The 20246-nt window shown below is 39.1% G+C and carries 17 protein-coding genes; 10 read left to right on the top strand and 7 right to left on the bottom strand.

All coding sequences use genetic code 11. The features are described from left to right. Window positions 1-117 precede the first annotated feature (117 nt). Window positions 118-1446 (top strand): ankyrin repeat domain-containing protein, encoded by a 1329-nt coding sequence (locus tag CWC18_RS14985; protein ID WP_138591516.1) that lies wholly within the window; start codon window positions 118-120, stop codon window positions 1444-1446. A 44-nt stretch (window positions 1447-1490) separates the two neighbouring features. On the opposite strand, the gene CWC18_RS14990 is transcribed toward CWC18_RS14985, so the two are convergent. Genes CWC18_RS14990 through CWC18_RS15010 form a run of 5 tightly spaced genes read right to left on the bottom strand, consistent with a single transcriptional unit; the run spans window position 1491 to window position 4992 of the window. Continuing rightward, on the bottom strand, window positions 1491-1928 hold the full coding sequence (locus CWC18_RS14990; RefSeq protein ID WP_138591515.1) for a DUF2069 domain-containing protein: 438 nt from the start codon (window positions 1926-1928) through the stop codon (window positions 1491-1493). Next, complete coding sequence (wrbA, locus tag CWC18_RS14995) at window positions 1925-2476, bottom strand: NAD(P)H:quinone oxidoreductase (protein ID WP_138591514.1); 552 nt, start codon at window positions 2474-2476, stop codon at window positions 1925-1927. Before wrbA ends, CWC18_RS14990 begins: the two co-directional genes overlap by 4 nt. Then, entirely contained in the window at window positions 2476-2823 is a 348-nt protein-coding gene (gene arsC / locus CWC18_RS15000) for an arsenate reductase (glutaredoxin) (protein WP_138591513.1), read from the bottom strand. Before arsC ends, wrbA begins: the two co-directional genes overlap by 1 nt. Window positions 2824-2873: 50 nt before the next feature. Then, complete coding sequence (locus CWC18_RS15005) at window positions 2874-4325, bottom strand: M48 family metalloprotease (protein ID WP_138591512.1); 1452 nt, start codon at window positions 4323-4325, stop codon at window positions 2874-2876. A 1-nt stretch (window position 4326) separates the two neighbouring features. Further along, window positions 4327-4992, bottom strand: coding sequence for a hypothetical protein (locus CWC18_RS15010; RefSeq protein WP_138591511.1), 666 nt, complete (start codon window positions 4990-4992; stop codon window positions 4327-4329). Between the two features lie 157 nt (window positions 4993-5149). On the opposite strand from CWC18_RS15010, the gene CWC18_RS15015 reads away from it, so the two are divergent. Together CWC18_RS15015 and CWC18_RS15020 are read left to right on the top strand one after the other, a co-directional pair. Further along, complete coding sequence (locus CWC18_RS15015) at window positions 5150-5371, top strand: hypothetical protein (RefSeq protein ID WP_138591510.1); 222 nt, start codon at window positions 5150-5152, stop codon at window positions 5369-5371. Next, on the top strand, window positions 5364-6443 hold the full coding sequence (locus tag CWC18_RS15020) for an AI-2E family transporter (RefSeq protein ID WP_138675580.1): 1080 nt from the start codon (window positions 5364-5366) through the stop codon (window positions 6441-6443). The genes CWC18_RS15015 and CWC18_RS15020 overlap by 8 nt, the downstream gene beginning before the upstream one ends. 28 nt (window positions 6444-6471) lie before the next feature. On the opposite strand, the gene CWC18_RS15025 is transcribed toward CWC18_RS15020, so the two are convergent. After that, window positions 6472-7512: a LacI family DNA-binding transcriptional regulator gene (locus tag CWC18_RS15025; RefSeq protein WP_138591508.1), complete on the bottom strand. Its 1041-nt coding sequence runs from the start codon at window positions 7510-7512 to the stop codon at window positions 6472-6474. A gap of 298 nt (window positions 7513-7810) precedes the next feature. Here CWC18_RS15025 and pgi point away from each other — a divergent pair, with 298 nt between their 5' ends. The 6 genes from pgi to CWC18_RS15055 all read left to right on the top strand — a co-directional run bounded on the left by pgi (window position 7811) and on the right by CWC18_RS15055 (window position 18478). Further along, a complete protein-coding gene (gene pgi / locus CWC18_RS15030; protein ID WP_138591507.1) occupies window positions 7811-9451 on the top strand; it encodes a glucose-6-phosphate isomerase in 1641 nt (546 codons plus the stop codon). A gap of 318 nt (window positions 9452-9769) precedes the next feature. Next, window positions 9770-11242: a glucose-6-phosphate dehydrogenase gene (gene zwf / locus CWC18_RS15035; RefSeq protein WP_138675581.1), complete on the top strand. Its 1473-nt coding sequence runs from the start codon at window positions 9770-9772 to the stop codon at window positions 11240-11242. Next, a complete protein-coding gene (gene pgl / locus CWC18_RS15040; RefSeq protein ID WP_138675582.1) occupies window positions 11242-11949 on the top strand; it encodes a 6-phosphogluconolactonase in 708 nt (235 codons plus the stop codon). The genes zwf and pgl overlap by 1 nt, the downstream gene beginning before the upstream one ends. 677 nt (window positions 11950-12626) lie before the next feature. Next, window positions 12627-15350: a TonB-dependent receptor gene (locus CWC18_RS15045; protein WP_138675583.1), complete on the top strand. Its 2724-nt coding sequence runs from the start codon at window positions 12627-12629 to the stop codon at window positions 15348-15350. Between the two features lie 67 nt (window positions 15351-15417). Next, complete coding sequence (locus CWC18_RS15050; protein ID WP_138675584.1) at window positions 15418-16953, top strand: tryptophan halogenase family protein; 1536 nt, start codon at window positions 15418-15420, stop codon at window positions 16951-16953. A gap of 1 nt (window position 16954) precedes the next feature. Beyond that, a complete protein-coding gene (locus CWC18_RS15055) occupies window positions 16955-18478 on the top strand; it encodes a tryptophan halogenase family protein (protein WP_138675585.1) in 1524 nt (507 codons plus the stop codon). 9 nt (window positions 18479-18487) lie between these two features. Here the strand turns inward: CWC18_RS15055 and CWC18_RS15060 are convergent, their stop codons facing one another. Further along, entirely contained in the window at window positions 18488-19162 is a 675-nt protein-coding gene (locus CWC18_RS15060; protein WP_138675586.1) for a DUF6445 family protein, read from the bottom strand. 67 nt (window positions 19163-19229) lie between these two features. Between CWC18_RS15060 and CWC18_RS15065 the strand changes: the two genes are divergently transcribed. After that, entirely contained in the window at window positions 19230-20213 is a 984-nt protein-coding gene (locus tag CWC18_RS15065) for a cupin-like domain-containing protein (protein WP_138675587.1), read from the top strand. Window positions 20214-20246 lie beyond the last annotated feature (33 nt).

The raw sequence follows: 20246 nt of genomic DNA on the forward strand, positions 1-20246 counted from the left end.
ATTATGCCTTTTTCCAAAGCAATTTTAACGTTAACTTGATATTATTCACTTCTCAGTCAGGCCTGTCATTTTAGGCTAGCATATTTATAATTTTGGGACAGGGTGAGTAGTCAACTGATGGAACATGTATTAATCTGGCCGGCACAATATCCGTTATTATTACGTGGATTAGCTGAACAAAATGGTGCTTTTATCCTTGATGCGTTGGAATCATGGCCTGTTTGTGGTACATCAATCGATGAGCAAGGGGTTGAAAGTACTATCTTACCTCCTGCATTTTATTTACTTTGGCTAAAACCGTTAGAACCATTTGAGTCTTGTTATTTTCAACACATCGATGAATATGATGAACAGCAGCAGGTATACACTCAACAGCTTTTTGAGCACCTTGACTCGACTGATATGACTCGACAATCTCTGACGATAACGTTGTTAGAGAGGTTGAAAGGCTATAGTGACCTGCAATTACAGATAGACAGCGTATCTACTCCTTCATTTTATGAGCTACTAACTCATAGGCGCTATTTTCAAACCATGACTTGGGCTTTATCTCAAGGCGTAAAGCTCACTGGAGCTGACCTCTGTGATGCCTGGAGTAATGAAGATCTGCGTAGTGGGATCATTGATGTATTACCTGAGTGTGTTACTAATATTACAGAAACAATTCAGCTAGCTACAGAGCATTTGCTTAAAGGGGAAGAGTACTACTCTTTACTGCGTGAGTTATGTGATGAAAGTGAGTTGAGTAGTTTACTTGAACAAGCATTACTGGCCCATGTTATAGACCCTCAAGCGAAACAGTCAACCTTGATAGCTTTTATTAGCCAAGGGGCAAAAGGACATGCAAAAGATGATGTCGGGCGCTCTGCTTTTATGTGGGCAATTGAAAAAGGCTTTGTTAATGTTGTTGAACAACTTTTACCCTATCAAGATATCACTTGTATCGATGACATGGGAGAAACTTATTTACATTATGCTGTAAAGTCGAACCTACCGAGTATGGTAAAATTAATACTTCACGCAGGCTGTGATCCTCATCAACGTGATGTTCATGATCAGACAGCTTACAGACTCACAATGCAAAATGGTGCATTAGCAGCGCGAAAAGTACTTGAAGAACATGGGATCATTGAGTTATCGGAAGATGCGCAGTATAACAAAATTCGACAGGTGCATGGTTTGTATGCTTTAGTGACATTACTTTTGCCCCTTCAGTTATTCTTTTTCTTTCATGATAGCTTAAGTGCAAAGCAAGAGTTTGTATGGGGTGCTGCATTGCTGGGTGGGAGTATTTTTGCGATTGCACGTGGTGTGCGAAGAGGGCCGTTGTATCCATCAAAGCCACACCCTTGGTCTCTTAAAGGCTTAAGTGCATTAAGCTGGCTGAGTATCAGCTTACAGAGTATGTTTTCACTATTAGTGCTTATCACATTGTTGGGTGTCTAATATTAGGCACCCAAGATAAAGGGTTTTTAGCTTATAAACAGCGATTAATCTTTTGTTGATTGATGTGCTGCTTTTTCATCAGCTAAGTCGTCTTTTAACTTTCGTATTTTTAGCCCAAGCTCTTGTCCCCTATGCCTGGCATAGTAGGTACAACCAATAAACATACTTGTTGCGAAGGCTAATTCTAACAGTGCCCAAATAAGCTGTTCTGGAGTAATCCAAATCATTGTCAGGCTATGGATGAAATAAATCATTACAATAAAATTAGCCCAAGCATATGTATAGGGTTTGTCTTGAATAATTCCTTTGAGTGGCAGCAATAAAGGTAATACGTAAAAAGTAAATATAAAGCCATTACTATATTGCTCTGTTGGGCTTATTAAAAACATCCAAGTAGGCATTAAAATAAGTAAGCCAACATAACCTACTAATGCCATTCTTTGATATTTTTGTGTGATTTTACTTTTGGTAATATGTGTCATTTAAGTTTACTTGCAATGGTAAATAATCGTTTTCCGACGGATTGGCATATTTTAACTTCCGTGTTTGATAACTTTGAGGAGTTATCAGCCCCTGCAACATGTGAGGCACCATATGGGGTGCCACCGGTTACAGTGTCGATGAGTTCTGGTACATCATAGGGTACACCTAATAACATCATACCGTGGTGCAGCAGCGGCAAAGATAGATTAAGTAAAGTTGCTTCGTTCCCGCCGTGCATACTGCTAGAAGATGAAAATACGCAGGCTGGCTTGTCTATGAGTTGCCCCTTTAACCATAGATCACTGGTTGTTTCCCAGAATAATTTTGCTTGCGAGGCCATCATGCCAAAGCGGGTTGGTGTACCAAAAGCTAAGGCATCACACTCGATTAAATCCTGCTTTGTGATGATGATGTCATGAGGTTGTTTTTTTTCGAATGTTCTTAGCTTTACAGTGGCGCCTAAGTTATCAATAGTATCGCTAATTTCATGAGCCATATTGGCGACAGAGCCATGACTAGAGTGGTATAGCACTAGGATATTAAGCATTAGAGAATTGCCAAAACAGACTCAGGCGGTCTGCCAATAGCGGCTTTGTTATTGTTTACAACGATAGGTCGCTCGATCAATTTTGGATTGTTTATCATTGCGAGCTTTAATTGTGCTTCATCAGTGGCTTTTGAGAGTTCTAGTTCTTTGTAGATGGCTTCTTTGTTACGTACTAACTCGTGTGCAGAACTGTAGTTGAGTTGTTCCAATAAGGTATCTAACTGGGCTAAATCTATCGGAGATTTCAGATACTCGATAATAGTTGGAGTGACACCTTGAGCTTCAATAAGCGCGAGTGTTTCGCGCGACTTTGAACAACGTGGGTTATGATAGATGGTGACAGACATAATTAGCTCCGAATAATGTTTTCGTTATTTTAAATTATCTATTTGGTTTCTTAAAGCTTTGCGAGCTCTTTTTGCATTTGACGATACTGGCTCAAGAGTGCCTTTAAGCGACTTTCTTTAACGGTTTCTTTCTTTTCTACGTGGTTTAGTGCACGTTGAATTTCATCAGCTGCTTGTATATATGCACCATATTGGGCTAACAAACTGGCTTTGACCTCATGATAAGCCGATTTATGATCTTGTTGTTTATAAACCTTACTCAATAGTTCGATTGCGAGTGTGTGCTCTGGTTTATCAAGTAAAAAAATCTTCAGTAGTTGTTCTGCTTTATCGTATTGCTTTGCTTCTATAGCAGCATTGGCATAGTTCAAGGTGATGACTTGATTGTTTGGTCTAAACTCATGTTTTTTATGAAGTATTTTTACCGCGTCAACAGCCTTTTTTTGCCCAATTAATATGTCGGTATATGCATCAAGATAAAATAGGTTATCAGGCTCTTTTTTAAGTAATTTGACAATGAGGTTCCCTGAAAGCTGATACTTTTTTTGATCGAGTAGTGATAAAGCTAAACCATATTCTAATGCACTATCGTCCAGCTTTGACGATTGTTTAATCTGCTTTTCGAAATAAGCCTGAGCATCTTCACTTGTATAATGATTACGCGCAAGCACTCGGCTTTTAGCTAATTGAAATTTTGGACTTTCTGGTAGGTTAACCGATGCGTACTGTTGTGCACGTAGTCTAACATCTGATACACGTGAATCTGGTAATGGGTGGGTTAACAAAAAAACGGGTGGTTTGTTTTTAAAGCGCATTTGTGCCGCGAGTTTGCTCAGAAACTCTGCTGACTGTGTTGTATCAAAGCCTGCGTTGTGGAGCGTCTGCATACCAATTCTATCGGCTTCTTGTTCTGCTTTTCTGCTGTGAGTTAATTGACTTAAAGCTGCTTGCGTTGAATTGGCTGCAATGATTGCCATACCGGCATCTGGGGCAATAACGGTTGCTAATATGCCGGTGATCATCCCCGCGATTGTGAGCGCGCTGTTGTCTTGAGCTTGCTGTAACCTTCGCGCTAAGTGGCGTTGAGTAACATGCGCAATTTCGTGTCCTAATACAGATGCAAATTGACTTTCATTATCGGACTGTGCGATGAGCCCAGAATGCACGCCAACATGACCCCCATAAAATGCAAAGGCATTGATTGCTGGGTTATTGATCCAGAAAAATGTAAACGGAAACCTGACATCATTAGCATTAGCGACCAACCGATTGCCTAATGACGTTAGGTACTCGTCTAAAACAGGGTCTTGTAATAAAGGGGAACCCGAACGAATTTGCATCATCATTACTTCACCAATCGCTTTTTCTTTCTCTAGCGGAAGCGCCTGCAAAGCAGATGTGCCTAAATCAGGGAGTTTAAAATTACTTTGAGCGTATGTTAGTGAGCTAGATATTAGTAATCCTGCACTTACTGCACAGGCGAATACTCTTTTTAACGTCATACTAATCCTTCTTAATATCATCACCGAGCATAAGCTTGGCAAGATCAATCTCATCGTCGCATGCACGACTATCTTTTTCGCACAATTGATAAAAATCTTTAATTGAGACCCCATCTACCGTTTTGACGTTCAATTCTTTCTTCAAAAAAGTAATAATTTTATGCACTACTTTGTGAGCATGTAAAATCACGGCCTTGTCTGCAATATCACCTCGTTCAAAATAAAAACCGATAAACTTATGTAGTTGGTTGATCCGGATTAGGTTTTTCATGGTGTGAGGGTCCCATATTTGAAACTCCATAAAACGGTTTTCTTTTACATAATTATCTATTTTCATATCTTTAGCATAAGGGAAAGCCCATAATTCAAAGCCTCTATCGGTGAATGCTTGATGTAATGCAATACGCGGTTTTTCATGACTATGGATGATCCCATTGTCATCTTCATAGCCATTGAGGAGTTCCAGGTTCCAGTTGCGTTTATCGAGTAAACGTTTTACTGCGTTATCGAAACCATGTTGCAAAATCCCCTCACTTTCACTGACCGAAGACGCGACCAAATGATAAAATGGCGGCAGTTCGCCCCAGTTAATTTGTTTCTTGTACCAGTTAATTTCTTTTAGCGTGGGGTTACTGGGCAACTGTGCTTTGCCACTAGGCTTTGGCATGAAAAACTTTCCTAAAATAACGTATAACTACAAGGATAAACTATTGTCATGAGGCAAGCCATAGAACTATTCTTTTTAGTTTGTACATCACAGTGTTACACTCGTTAATTAACGTGGTTTCAAGGTGGTAACTCATGCGTCGGTATAGGCATAATATATGATAGAGACTGAACTGTATGAACTTCAATGTCCTCAGCTTTTTGTTCAATTTAAATGGCATTTATTACAAGCTAAGAAGACCGGTAATAGAGTCCGTTTTTATTATTCAGATGCGCAAGATATGACAGATGTATTTAAATATTTAACATTGCATCACTATTCTTATACCCAAAGTACAACATCCCAATTATTTATCGAGGTAAATGCCGACTATGTTTGAAATAGTAAAGCAGTGGTATCAAAATAAATTCTCAGACCCTCATTCTGTTACATTGCTCCTCATGCTGATTACATTGATTGGCTTATTATATTTTTTAGGGCCTTTTGTGGTGCCTGTTTTAGTTGCGCTTGTGATTGCCTACTTACTGGACTGGCCAACAGCCCATATGCAGAATGTTGTTCATAATAGGGTATTAGCCACAACGTTGATCATGCTGTTATTCGTTGGTGTTGTATTAGCACTTTTACTTGGTATTGTGCCAGTGCTTTGGCAGCAGTTGAGTAACTTATTACAAGAAAGCCCACATATGATTGAGAAGGGTAAGTACTTCTTGCTACATTTACCTGATGACTATCCAAACTTGATCACTGAACAGCAAGTACAATCGTTTGTAACAACTGTAGAAAGTAAAGTAATTGAGCTGGGGCAAGTTATCGTGTCTGCGTCGCTTACCTCACTAAAAGATGTGGTTGCTTGGTTAATTTATTTAGTGTTAGTGCCTTTATTGGTCTTTTTTATGCTAAAAGATAAAGCGTCTTTAACTGAAGGGATCAGCTGTCTTATTCCAAAAGATAGGCGATTGATTACGCAGGTTTGGCATGAAATGGACCATCAAATCATGAATTATATACGAGGCAAGGTATTTGAAATTGTGATAATTGGTAGTGTCACGTTTATTGCTTTTTATATTTTGGACTTACGATACGCAGCTTTATTAGGTGCGTTAGTTGGTTTGTCTGTTTTGATCCCATTTATTGGTGCTGCGTTAGTGACTATTCCTGTTGCAGCTGTTGCCTTATTTCAATTTGGTATTGATACGCAATTTTGGACGGTATTAATGGTATATGGTGTAATACAGGCGTTAGATGGTAATGTACTAGTCCCTTTATTATTTTCAGAAGCGGTAGACCTGAACCCAGTTTATATTATTGTAGCAGTGCTATTTTTTGGCGGGCTTTGGGGGTTCTGGGGCGTATTCTTTGCAATACCTTTAGCATCACTTGTTAAAGCATTATTTAATGCATGGTCTACCCAATGGCAGGAAAATGCGTCGGGTTCATTAGAGCAGTAAATTTATGACTGCTCTAATGGGTAGCTGTTTAAGCTTTGTCTACGGCTACCCCAGTACTTTGGCGTATAACCAGTGACGGCGTAAAGGTGCTAATAATTTCTTTATCTTGTTTACGAGAGCCCCTGGCTTTAGAAAATAACAATCGTGCAGCATGCTCTGAAATGACATTGTTAGCCTGATGCGCTGTCGTTAGTTTTGGCCATGTTTGACGAGAGAATGGTGAGTCTTCAAATCCTGTGATAGAAAGTTGAGCGGGAATATCTATATTCATTAATCGAGCCGCAAATAACGCACCAGCAGCGACTTCATCATTACCCCCTAAAATAGCTGAGATATTGTTTTTATTACTGTCTTTTAATAGGTGTTGTGCGCCTAATACTCCTGATTCAAAAGAATAGCTGCCCTCAAATATATGATCTTCACAATAGCTAATATCATGATCTTGCAAAGCTTGGCGGTAGCCTGCTAAACGTTCAGAGGTTGATTTGTGCTCTTTGTCCCCAAGTACAAAACCAATTCTTTTATGCCCTAGTGATATTAAATGTTCCGTGATTTCATGCGCGGCTGCAAAATCGTCAACGAATATACAATTACTGCTATTTTCGGTTTCGGTCGCTCTACCGGAAAGCAAGCGTACATACTGAATACCGATTTCATCAAGCATATCAATAATTTTTTGTTGTTCTGACAATGGGGGAGTTAAAACTAACCCTGCAAGGCGAGAGCGCTTTATCATGGTGATAAAGTCTTCTTGCATGTTATCGTCAGAGTAACTACAAGGGTGTATAACCAGTTCATACCCTTCTTCTTTACATCGAGACAATACACCGTTTTGCATATCAATCACATAATAAGCATTTGGGTTATCATAAACTAAGCCTACGGCAAATGAGGATGTTCCTGCCAAGTTCCTTGCTGCAATATTAGGTTGATAGTTGAGTTCTTTAACCGCATTCATTACGATATCGTACGTTTTCTTGCGAACCGATGGTTCTTTATTGATCACACGAGAGACGGTTTTCATCGATACACCGGCTAACTTAGCGACATCATTTATAGTGACTTTCATGTTGTTGTTCTTTTATGTGAGAGAGCGCAACGAGCTCAAAATTCAGTAAATATCATTATTTGTAGCTTAGTCTATCTAATCCAAACATAAAATAGCAGCATAAAGATCATAAATAATTTAATGATACCGGTGTCAAATGGTGAAATTTGGGTTATTATCCCCACTGTAAAATTGAAAAGTAGAACATTGACAGCGTTGTCATTTTGACTTAAGGTTTATTGTGCAAGTATCATTTTATTGATTTATATCTCTTATATAGTGTGTTTTACAACGAGTTAGTCGTGTTTAGGGGAAGAGTATGAGTTGCCGAAGCAACCTGAGTAGCTGGCAAGCATTAGAGCAATCAGCAGCTAATTTACAACAACAAAAAATAAAGAACCTGTTTGCTCAAGATGAGCAGCGTTTTGATAAGTTTTCTTGTCAAATCCCTGGCTTACTTTTCGATTATTCAAAACAACTAATTGATGAAAATACGTTTAATCAATTGCTGTCTTTGGCAGAGCAAGTCGATTTAGGCAGCTGGCGAACAAAAATGTTTAGCGGTGAAAAAATTAACTTCACTGAGAATAGGGCTGTACTGCACACTGCATTACGAAATCGTTCTGCGTCACCAGTGTATGTCGATGGTGATGATGTGATGCCCGCAGTACAAAGCGAATTAGAAAAAATTAAAGCTTTTTCAGAAAAGGTTCGAAGCGGCCAATGGGCAGGATTCACAGGTAAAGCAGTTAAAGATGTAGTAGCGATTGGGGTAGGCGGTTCGAATCTAGGGCCTCAAATGGCAACGGACGCGTTGAAGTCGTATGCTGATGATAAGTTAAGTGTACATTACGTATCTAATGTAGATGGTGTTCAACTGGCTGATGTATTAGAAAAAGTAGACGCGGAAACGTGTTTGTTTGTGATATCGTCAAAAACGTTTACTACATCAGAAACCATGACAAATGCAAACTCTGCCGTTACCTGGTTCTTAGAAAGTGCGCAAAGCGATGCTGCCATAGCAAAGCATTTTGTTGCGGTAAGTACAAACCTAGAGAAAACACGTGCATTTGGTATTGCCGATGAAAACGTATTTACCATGTGGGACTGGGTTGGTGGTCGCTTTTCTTTATGGAGTGCTATAGGTTTACCGATTGCCTTGTACCTTGGCTTTGAAGCATTTTCTGAAATCTTAGATGGCGCTTTTGAAATTGATGAGCATTTTAAGAATGCGCCTGCTCATAAAAATATTCCATTAATAATGGGGTTGTTGAGTGTTTGGAACACTAGCTTCTTGGGACATAAAGCTCAGGCAGTGTTACCTTATGATCAGGCATTGCACATGCTCCCTGCATATTTGCAGCAAGGTGAAATGGAGAGTAACGGTAAGTCCGTCGCATTCGATGGCAAAATGGTACCTTACACGACAGTTCCACTTATTTGGGGGATGACAGGTATCAATGGTCAACATGCATTTTACCAGTACTTACACCAAGGTAACACCATAGTACCAGCTGATTTTATTGCATCCGTAAGACCACAAAAACAGATTGGTCAGCATCACGATATTTTGCTTTCTAACTTCTTTGCCCAAACAGAAGCGATGATGGCAGGTGTTGATGAACAACAAGTTCGTGAAGACTTATCCTCGAAAGGGGTTGCTCAAGAGAAGATTGAGCAGCTGGTAGCGCATAAAATTCATCAAGGAAACAGACCTACAACGTCAATGATCTTAGATGTGGTTGATGCTAAAGCGGTAGGTCGTTTAATTGCTCTGTATGAACATAAAATATTTTGCCAAGGCATTATATTAGAGATCTGTTCTTTTGATCAGTGGGGTGTTGAGCTTGGAAAAGGGCTTGCCTCTGCCATTGAAGCTGAATTAACACAAAACGATGTTAATCAAGAACATGATAGCTCAACGAGCGGTTTAATCGCTTATTATAAGCAACATCGCTGATAACTGTAATAAATTCGTCTCAAAATAGTGAGACAACTGAATCACGCAATGTGAAAAGATTACCTTTGAACGGGTAGCGCTGGAGTTCTTAGGGCCTGTATTTTTGTGAGAGGAATTACAGGGCCCCTAAGGCTCATTTATCGCAAAATGTCCACCTACAGCCTATTCCTGTTAAAGTATCTTGCAATCGAATTCAATGTCGTATGACGCGACTGTTTTGTTAGGCTAAGTAGTCTTAACTAGCAAATATAACAATGAAAATTGCGCGCCTTTTAACCCTAGTTTGTTGCGACGCGCCTAACCTGTAGAGAGTAAATTATGCTTAATCCTTTTGATATCGTAATTTTTGGTGGAGGTGGTGATTTAGCTTTACGTAAATTATTACCAGCTATGTATCGAGCATATCAAGAAGGGAACCTGCCAAAGGGCTCTCGTATTCTGCCAACTGTTCGAGAAGAAAATAAACAAAAAGAATACATCGAAACAGCGCATCAAGCGCTTCAGTCTTTTTTGAGCGCGGGAGAGTTTAACGAAAAAGATTGGCAAGCCTTTTCTGAGTTTTTGGTGCCCGTTGTGGTTAATGTCACTGACATTGATGATAATTGGGACAAATTAAAAGCAATTTTAGATGAAGATGCCAGTGATAAGTCACGGGTCTTTTATTTGTCTTTACCGCCAGCAGTCTATGGACGATGCTGTGAAATATTGTCACTTAAAGCGCTCATCACTGATACATCTCGTGTTGTTGTAGAAAAGCCAATTGGTTACTGCGGTGAGTCTGCTGAAGAAATAAATGGCAAAATTGCACAGTTCTTTAGTGAAGAGCAAATCTTCCGTATTGACCATTACTTAGGTAAAGAAACAGTACAAAATTTAATGGCCCTACGTTTTTCTAACGCCTTGTTTGAAAACTTATGGGATGCAAAGTCTATTGATAATATTCAAATCAGTATTTCAGAAACTGTAGGCTTAGAAGCACGGGCTGGCTTTTATGATAAGGCCGGTGCGTTAAGAGATATGGTTCAGAATCACTTATTACAATTATTGTGCTTAGTGGCAATGGAGTCTCCTCATAAGCTTAATGCCAGTAGTATTCGTACCGAAAAGCTTAAAGTATTAGAAGCATTACGCCCATTAGTTGACGCGGATGTAGATAATAATATTGTTCGTGGGCAGTACGTTCCTGGTGATTTACAAGGGAAATTAGTACCTGGTTATTTAGAGGAGCTAGGCGAGGGTTCAAGTATCACTGAGACGTTTGTCGCTATTCGTGCCCATATTGATAACTGGCGTTGGTCAGGCGTGCCATTCTATCTACGCACAGGTAAGCGCATGAACAAACGCTGTGCAGAGATTGTAGTTGAATATAAGCCGGTTTCACACAATGTATACGATGACTCTGTTGGCCCAATTCAACCAAACCGTTTAGTGATCCGTTTGCAGCCTGAAGAAAGTATTCAGCTGACTTTAATGTCTAAACGCCTAGACAATTTGGAGATGCAACTAGAGCCTGTAACATTGAATATTGAATTGAGTGAACAGTATAAAAATGGTTTTCACTCAGATGCTTATAAGCGTTTAATGTTAGATGCCGCGGCAAATAACCCAGCGCTGTTTATTCATCGTCACGAGGTAAGACAAGCGTGGCAGTGGATTGATCCAATTGTTGCACGTTGGCAAGAAAAAGGTGCTCCAGCATTGTATCGCGCGGGTTCTTGGGGCCCTGAAGGTGCTGATGAGCTGTTAGCAGAAAGTGGTCATGTGTGGTTTAACGCAGGGGAGCAAGTCTAATGGCAAATATTGTGGAACGTATATTTGAATCTAAAGCTCAAATGACAGAAGCTTTAGCATCTTTGCTTGAAGCAGGTATTGCCAACGGTATTAAGCAAGATGGAAAAGCGTTGGTTATGGTATCAGGAGGGTCATCTCCTGCACCTGCCTATAAATATCTATCAGACTTACCTCTAGAATGGGATAAGGTTTCAATTGCAATGGTTGATGAGCGTTGGGTGGAACCTAACCACGCAAAGTCAAATGAAGCGTTTATTCATGAGACCTTACTGCAAAACAAAGCGGCTGGCACACACTTTACTGCGATGAAAAACGTTGCTAGCTCTGCTATCGATGGGCATGCACACTGTGAAGAAGCTTATAATGCCTTGAAAATACCAGATGTGACGATTCTAGGAATGGGGCCAGATGGACATACCGCTTCTTTGTTCCCGAATGCACAGGGTCTCGAGCATGGTTTAAAGACGTCAAATATTGTTTGCCCTATAAACGCAATAGAAAGTGAAGTGACGGGCAGTATTACTGAGCGTATGAGCTTAACCTTACACGGAATTACTCGCTCAAAAGAGGTGGTATTACTTATCAGTGGCGAAGAAAAACGTGCTATGTATGAGCAAGCGAAAACTCATGGTTCAGAGTTTGATATACCGTTAAGAGCCGTACTTAATCACCCAGATATTACCCTCTCGGTATTTTGGTGCCCTTAATGTGCAGTTGATAGTATTAGCCTAATTGCCCACCTTAGGTGAGCTTAGGCTAATACTACGGTTAATAAAAAAGCTTTAATCTCTCTAGCCTACCCAAAAATCATTTTCGTAACCCTGTACTTTATTTCAAGACAAAAAATCTCTTTAGGAATTTGCTATTCCCTATTTCTGTAAAAAGATAAATATTGATAACTCATGCACTTGCCTGTATGTACCGTAATTAAAGGTATCTCGATAGAAATAGCTATGTATATTTTTATTAAATTACTGGACATAGTGTACATGAAAATCTATAATGACAGCGTTGTCATTGAGAATGGTTATCACCCTTGAACACTTCTGCCAAAGTTTTCATTACCAATGAGCTACGTTTATCCATACCGAGCCTTCTATAATTGAACGCTATAAAGTCCCCAATTTAACTAATTTAGTACTGCGCGCCCTTCAATTTATGGTATATTTGCCTCGATTTTTGTAACAAATTATCTTTAGTGAATTTCAAAGTTCAATTAAACCAATTACTTAGGCTTTTTGTTGGTTGTTTTTTGTCTAATATGACAAAAAAGATGTAGCGAATTTGTAATTTACGGTGTATGTTTGTTATTAGATGACAGCGTTGTCATCATCACTGGGCAGAAGTGATTAAAAAACCAACAATATGATTCAAGGGGAATCCTGTGTTAGCTAATAATTTTAAGAAAAGCTTACTAGCTTTAAATGTCGGCCTTATATTGAGTGCTGGCGCTTCAGGCGTAGCTTATGCTGCTGATGAAAATAAAGTTCAAGAAGACGTAGAAGTAATTGAAGTACGTGGTATTCGCCGTTCATTAGAAGCTGCGATTAATACTAAACGCTTTGCAAACTCGGTTGTTGATGCTGTTTCAGCTGAAGATGTAGGTAAATTCCCTGACAGTGATGTTGGTGAAGCGCTTGGTCGTATATCCGGTGTGTCTGTTGGTCGACAGTTTGGCCAAGGTCAGCAGGTTTCAATCCGTGGTGCATCAGCACAACTTACAAGAACATTACTAAATGGTCATACTGTTGCATCGACGAATTGGTATGATCAACAAGCGATTGATAGAAGCTTCAATTATTCACTAATGCCATCAGAGATGGTTGGTGGAATTGATGTTTATAAATCATCTCAAGCAGACCTTCCAGAAGGTGGTGTTGGTGGTGTTATCATCGTTAAATCACGTAAGCCATTAGATTTAGATGCCAATACAGTGTTTGGTAGTGTTAAATTTGACTACGGTTCAGTATCTGAGAAGTGGGACCCTGAGGTTTCTGGTCTTTATAGCTGGAAAAATGATGATGAGAATTTTGGTGCGTTAGTCGCATTGTCTCGTAAAGACACTGAGTATCAGCGTCGCGGTACAGAAACAATCATCAACTGGGGTGGTGCCGTTGCACCGTCTGTATTCAAACAGGAACGTGAGCGTACAGCTGCAAATATTGCTTTACAATATGCACCATCAGATGAGCTTGAGTTTGGCTTAAACTACACGTCATTAGACTTACAAGCGGATAACATCAACTCTTCATTATTTATGTTCTCACAAGGCGCTGACGCGGCACGTTGGATCCCATTTGGGGATAGATACAGCGATGGTGGTGGTACAGAAAACCCTGTTGATGGTCCTTTAGGTAACATGCCTACGTGTGAGCAAGTTAACGCAGCTGACCAATGTGTTAAAACAACACTAGACAGCTTAGCTGGTGGTAGTTGGGGACAGACTTGGGTTCGTGATGCAGAAATGAATTCAAAGACTCTTGAATTAAATGGTAAATATACAGGCGATGGCTTTGAAGCTGATGGCCGTATTGGTACTACTAAGTCAGAAGGTGGTACTAACTTTACAGCAGCACAACGCGCAGGTATAGGTTTAGCATCTGATTTCGCTGGTGTATACGACGCAACTGGCAAAGTATATAACGTAGACACAGCTGTTAAGTCATGGACTCATGATGACTTTGTTAGTAACTTGGATTTACCCGGTTGGTCTATTAGAAGTCAGCCGAATACAGATGAAGAAACATTTGTTCAAGGTAATGTGAAGTTTTTTGTTGATTTCGGAGCAATAACCGCTATTAAAACAGGTTTTTCATATGCAGATCACTCTGTTGAAGAAAAGACTTTCTGGCCAAATCCTAGAGTAGCACCAACAGGCTTGATTGATGGTGTACCAGGTGACCTTTATTTAGATAGCCAATTACAATTAGGTCAGGGTTATATGTTCCCTGAAGCTGACTATGGTGCGCTATTAGCACGAGCAAAAAGTGGCGTGGGTGAGATGGAGTTACTTCGTTCTGGTTATGGAACTATCGACGAAGAGAATGTAGCTGCTTATGTCATGGCTGAGTTTGAAGCTGATGGTGTTCGTGGTAACTTCGGTCTGAGATATATCAGTACAGATGTTGAATCAGATTTTTATGCTGTAGATTTTGCCGGTATTGCCGCTGGAAATTATCTTGAAGGAGGCTCACTTGAAGGCCATCAAGCATATGAGACGACTCTATCGACAGAGAAAGCAAGCTATAACGATGTGTTACCAAGTATTAACGTTGTTTTTGACTTATCAGATGAGTTGATCCTGCGTACTTCAGCAGCGCAAGTAATTGCCCGTCCAAATTATGCAAATATGTTCTCACGTCAGGAACAAAATGGTTATAATGATGATATCGAATTAAATGAAGTATTATCAAAAGGTAGCCCAGCTTTAGAGCCATTTAAGGCGAGTCAGGCAGACTTAAGTTTAGAGTGGTATTATGACAGTAGTGCGCTTTTATCATTTACATATTTCATCAAGGATATTTCAACGTTTACAACTGCTGAGTTAATCCCTAATCAACAGTTGGGTATAATTGATAACTTTGGTAATGATAACTGGACATTAAGTACTCAACAAAACTCAACGGGTGGAAAAATTGAAGGTTTCGAACTTCAATGGCAAAACTCGTTTGATAGCGGTTTTGGTTATGTAGCAAACTACACATTTGTAGATGCAACGGCGAAAGCAGGAAACTACGCAGATTTAGTTGCTCGTTTCTCTGATTCATCGAAGCATACTGTTAACTTAGTTGGCTACTATGAAGCTGACGATTTCACAGTTCGAGCTGCTTACAACTACCGTTCTGAGTATATGATCCGTGAAGGAGCTAAATTCTACGGAAACCGTATGCATGATGATTATGCAACGCTTGATTTATCTGCGACATACACTTTGTCAGAGTCTATTGGTTTCACATTTGAGGTAGTTAACCTTCTTGAAGAAGATAGTATTCAATACGGTGTAGCACCAGCAGAATCAGTGGTTAAAAATGACCTTAAAACTGGATACCCAGCTTGGTCATTTGAAGGCGAAAGACGTATTAAGGCGGGTGTAAACTTCCGCTTCTAAGAAGTTGATTAGTTAGAAAAGCCCAGCATATGCTGGGCTTTTTAGCTTTAAATTTGGGGAAGTATCTATGTATTCAATTACTATTGTTGGTGGTGGGACTGCTGGGTGGATGACAGCTGTGTTGTTAAACCAAACATACAATAAATTTGATAGATTAGTATCTATACAAGTGGTAGAAAGCCCAGATGTAGATATTGTAGGTGTTGGAGAGGCAACAGTCCCTGCAATAAAAGATTTTTTACAAGTCGTTGGAATAGACGAAGCTGACTTTATTAAGCATACGAATGCGACACTGAAGACGGGTATTATATTTAAGAATTGGTGTGTGCCAAATGAGGATGGGTCGTTGCATTCTTATATGCACCCTTTTGACCAAGAGCGAGTCGAAAAAAGACTCGACGTTGCAACTTCTTGGTTATTGTCCTCTAGAGCTCAGGGTTATGACGAATCCGTTTCATTATCTTTTTCATTAGCTAAAGATAACCTGACACCTAAACCCTTTAATAGCAAACCATACCAAGGCCTGGTTGGGTATAGCTTTCATTTGGATGCTCGTTTATTCGGTCAATACTTACGTGACTATGCAACGAGTAAAGGTGTATCTCGAATTGAGGCACATGTGGAAAAAGTAAATGCCAGAGATGGAAAGATTACCTCCTTGGTGACCGATGGCTATGAGATTAGATCTGAATTATTTATTGATTGCACTGGGTTTCAAGGGTTATTAATATCTGAACTTGAATCAGATAGTAATTGGCAGAGTTATCAAGATGTCTTACTTTGTGATAAAGCGGTGACTATTCAACGCCCTCATAAACCAGGCTACACTCCAAAAAGTTACACAGTTTCACACGCTTTGAACGCTGGGTGGTCATGGCGAATCGATTTACAAAATCGTACTGGTCATGGTTATGTATATTCAAGTAAGTACCTTGAACCTGATGCCGCAGAGTCTGAATTTAGAGCTCATTTAGGTCTCGATGAGAGCGACAGATTCAATCATATTGATATGCGTGTGGGGCGCCGAAAGCAACAATGGATAGGAAATTGTGTCGCGATAGGTTTGTCGAGTGGCTTTATTGAGCCACTCGAGTCGACAGGTTTACATTTAATATATCTTGCAGCACGTTTTGTCGCGTTACATTACAACTTTGAGCAAAATAATGATGTTGTTATTGGCAATTATAATAAAACAATGTGCAAAACGTATGATGAATTAAAGGATTTTATCGTATTGCATTATGTATTAAGTGATAGGACTGATTCTGATTTTTGGTGTGATGTTTCGAAAACTTTAGATGGGTGCTCTACATTAAAGTCGAGATTAGCAGTATGGAAACACAAGGTTTGTGAATATTTTGATGTCTCTGATTCTACCTCTCATATGTTTAGTGATGTAAGTTATAGGTATATTTTATATGGTATGAAATATTACCCTGAACTTGCTGTTCCGTTCAAACCTGGAGAGTTTGATGAAGTATTTGATTACCTTGACAATAGGAAAGCGCAAGTTTGTAGTCATGTAATGAGCCATAAGGCCTATTTACAAGATATTTCAGGTAAGAGTGGTTTTGTATCGATAGATATGAGTAAGGGGAAGTAGCTTGGATATTAACAGGTATGTAGTGGTCGGTGGCGGCACCGCAGGTTGGATTAGTGCAAGCTTGCTTGCAAAAAAGCTAAAAGGAGATCCTACCAAAACGGTGACTATTATTGAGTCACCTAACATCCCTATTATTGGAGTTGGAGAGGGAACTGTTCCATCGATTAGAGAAACCCTGCGTAAAATTGGAATCTCAGAAAGAGATTTATTCGTTCATTGCGATGCGACCTTTAAACAGTCAATTAAGTTCACCAATTGGTTAGATAATTCAATACATGGTAAATATAATAGCTACCACCACCTGTTTGATTACCCCTTTCCATTTGGTGATAACTTATGCCCTTATTGGCACAACGATCAATCTTCTGATTTTGCTGAAATGGTCTCAATTCAACAGCATACAGCTGAAAGCATGCGAGCACCAAAAGATATGGTACATAGAGAATTCGAGGGTGTATCCGATTATGCTTACCACTTTGACGCGCATAAATTTGCAGTGTTATTAAAGCGCAATGCTATTGATAATTTAGGAATTGAGTACATTCAAGATAATGTAACGGATGTGCGATTAGGCACTGAAAATTTGATTGAAGCTATTGTACTCGAACAATGTGGAGACAAGAATTTTGACTTTTATGTCGATTGCTCTGGCTTTTCAAGTATTTTATTGGGAGGGAGTTTAGAAATTCCCTTTATAGATAAAAAAGATGTGATTTTCTCAAATCGTGCTCTTACAGTTCAGGTTCCTGAGGAGGAGAGTGTTATACCACCCTATACAATATCCACAGCGCATAAGGCCGGGTGGGTCTGGGATATTGCTTTATCTAGAAGAAGAGGCGTTGGCTTTGTATTTAGTGATCACTTCATGGCACAAGACCAAGCCTACCAAAAACTAGAAAGGTACGTTGGTAGATCATTAGATTCGCTCAATGTTAGAGCAATAAAAATGAAAATAGGCCACCGGAAAAAAGCATGGCATAAAAATTGTGTTGCCATTGGTTTATCTCAAGGCTTTGTTGAGCCACTAGAGGCAACAGCAATTTTGATATCAGATTTCTCTGCTAACTTTTTGTGCAATAAATTACCTCATAATACTTCTGAGTTGCCCGTATTAGAAAAACGTTTCAATAACGCTGTTATTTATACTTGGGAGCGTGTAATTGATTTTGTTAAGCTCCACTATTGTATCTCCGATAGGCAGGACAGTGATTTTTGGATAGAAAACCGTAACACAAATTCCATTCCTGACTCATTACTTGAAAAGTTATCATTATGGAAGCACTCTTACCCAACAAAAGATGACTTTTTCTCTAAGTTTGAAGTCTTTGATATTGAAAATTACTTATATATTTTGTGTGGAATGAAGTACGGCTTTACAAAACGGCTTTTAGACCCTCAAGCGATGGATAGGTATGGAGAGCAGGTTGTAAAAGTATTAATGGCTGCGAAAGAGCAGCAAAAATTATTACCTGATCAGCGCGCTTTATTAAAAAAATTGAAATTACATGGGTTTCCCAGTATTTAATAATGGAAATTACAGTGGTGTTATTTTGTAAAATGATGCCACTGTTAATCGACCAAATTTAGGGTCATTGGAGATACTGTATGTATGATTTATATCGGCACAATGAAGTAAGTTGCTAGGGTATATTACTATACGATTATATTTGGCTTTTATTTCTACTACTCTTTCAAATAGTTCTGTACTACCGTTTAAGTATTTTTTGTTTCTATTATTTTTTAGGATATCTTCGAAAATATGGGTTTCTTCTTCAGTAATTTTGATAATATTTTCTGGTATATATTTGTATATTGATGTTCCTCCATATTTTTCACTGCATAAGTAATGTACGCATGCAAACTCTGTATTATCTATCGAATCTATATGAGGAAAGGTTTGTAATTCGCCGAGGTTATCCTCTTCAACTGTCACGAGGCTAAGTAAGCAGCGGTGAACAGAAATAATTAGATCGCTACCATGAACTATTTTACACAATTCTTCGAGTACTCTTTCATATGGTTTTGGGAGTAAGTCTCTGATGCCCGGGTAGAGGGTACCATCCTTTCCGGGCGGTGAAAAATAGGCCCGCTTTGTAGCATAATCAACCAGATCATCAGGGTTAGTTAAAAAATTGTCAATAATAAAAATATGACTATCACCTACTTCTTTTATTTCTATAGAAATGTCAGTACTAGTATTAAATTTCATGGTTTGAATAACAACTCCCTATATGTTAAAACATTTTTATTATACTGCGTAAATAAAGGTTTGTCTCATGAAAGTGCTAGAGGTTAGCCGTTCTGAGTTTTTTAAAAATTTAACATTATATGTTAAAGAAGCTATGCCAATAAAAATCACTGACTTTAGAACATCATTATTGGAAAATTTACATGGAGAGAAAGGGCGGGGTAGGTTACTTAATAGTGTCACTTCACCAAATATACACTTTTTAACATGTCCAAACGATCAGAAGGGGCGGTATTTTTATAATGAAGCGCTAAACGGGTTTAATTTTGAGACCGGCAGCTGTAGCTTAAAGGAGTTCTTTAGTCTGTTAGAGAACACTGAGCATGAAGAGCAACGGTTTTATGCCGCTCAGGCAATTCCAACGGGCGTTGTTTTTAATGATGAAGCGAATAGGTGGTTTCATTGTGAAGAGTTAGCTGACCATTCTGTTGATGTTAGAGCTTGGATAGGTAATCAATGCAATACAGCGGCACATTTTGACTTTGCGCATAATATTGCTTATGTCGTGGCTGGGAAGCGAAAATTCACATTATTTCCGCCTGAGCAAATTACTAATTTATATATCGGTCCAATTTCTCTCTCTCCAGGTGGCACACCAATAAGTCTCGTTGATGCAAGCTCGCCTGACTTTATACGATACCCTAGATATGCACAAGCACTTGAAAATTCGATAGAAGTTGAGCTATATGATGGTGAGGCTATTTTCATTCCTAGTCTTTGGTGGCATAGCGTGCAGTCAATTTCTAATGAGAATATGTTACTAAATTATTGGTGGCGCAATGATACAAGTAAAGAGGGGTTACCATTCGATAGTATGGTATTTTTAATGTCTTTTATTCCAACATTGCCTTTATCTGAGCGAAAAGCATGGAAAGCAATTTTTGATTATTTTGTATTTCAAACAGAGGTTGATCCTAAATTGCATTTACCAGATACACTTCATGACATACTCGTAAATTTGACAAGTGATGATAAAAAGAGCATTCATCAATGGTTTAAAAAGAAACTCTGAGACTAGAGCGAATATGGTGAAAATACACTTCCA

It is taken from the genome of Pseudoalteromonas aurantia, from assembly GCF_005886875.1.
GTDB lineage: Bacteria > Pseudomonadota > Gammaproteobacteria > Enterobacterales > Alteromonadaceae > Pseudoalteromonas > Pseudoalteromonas aurantia_A.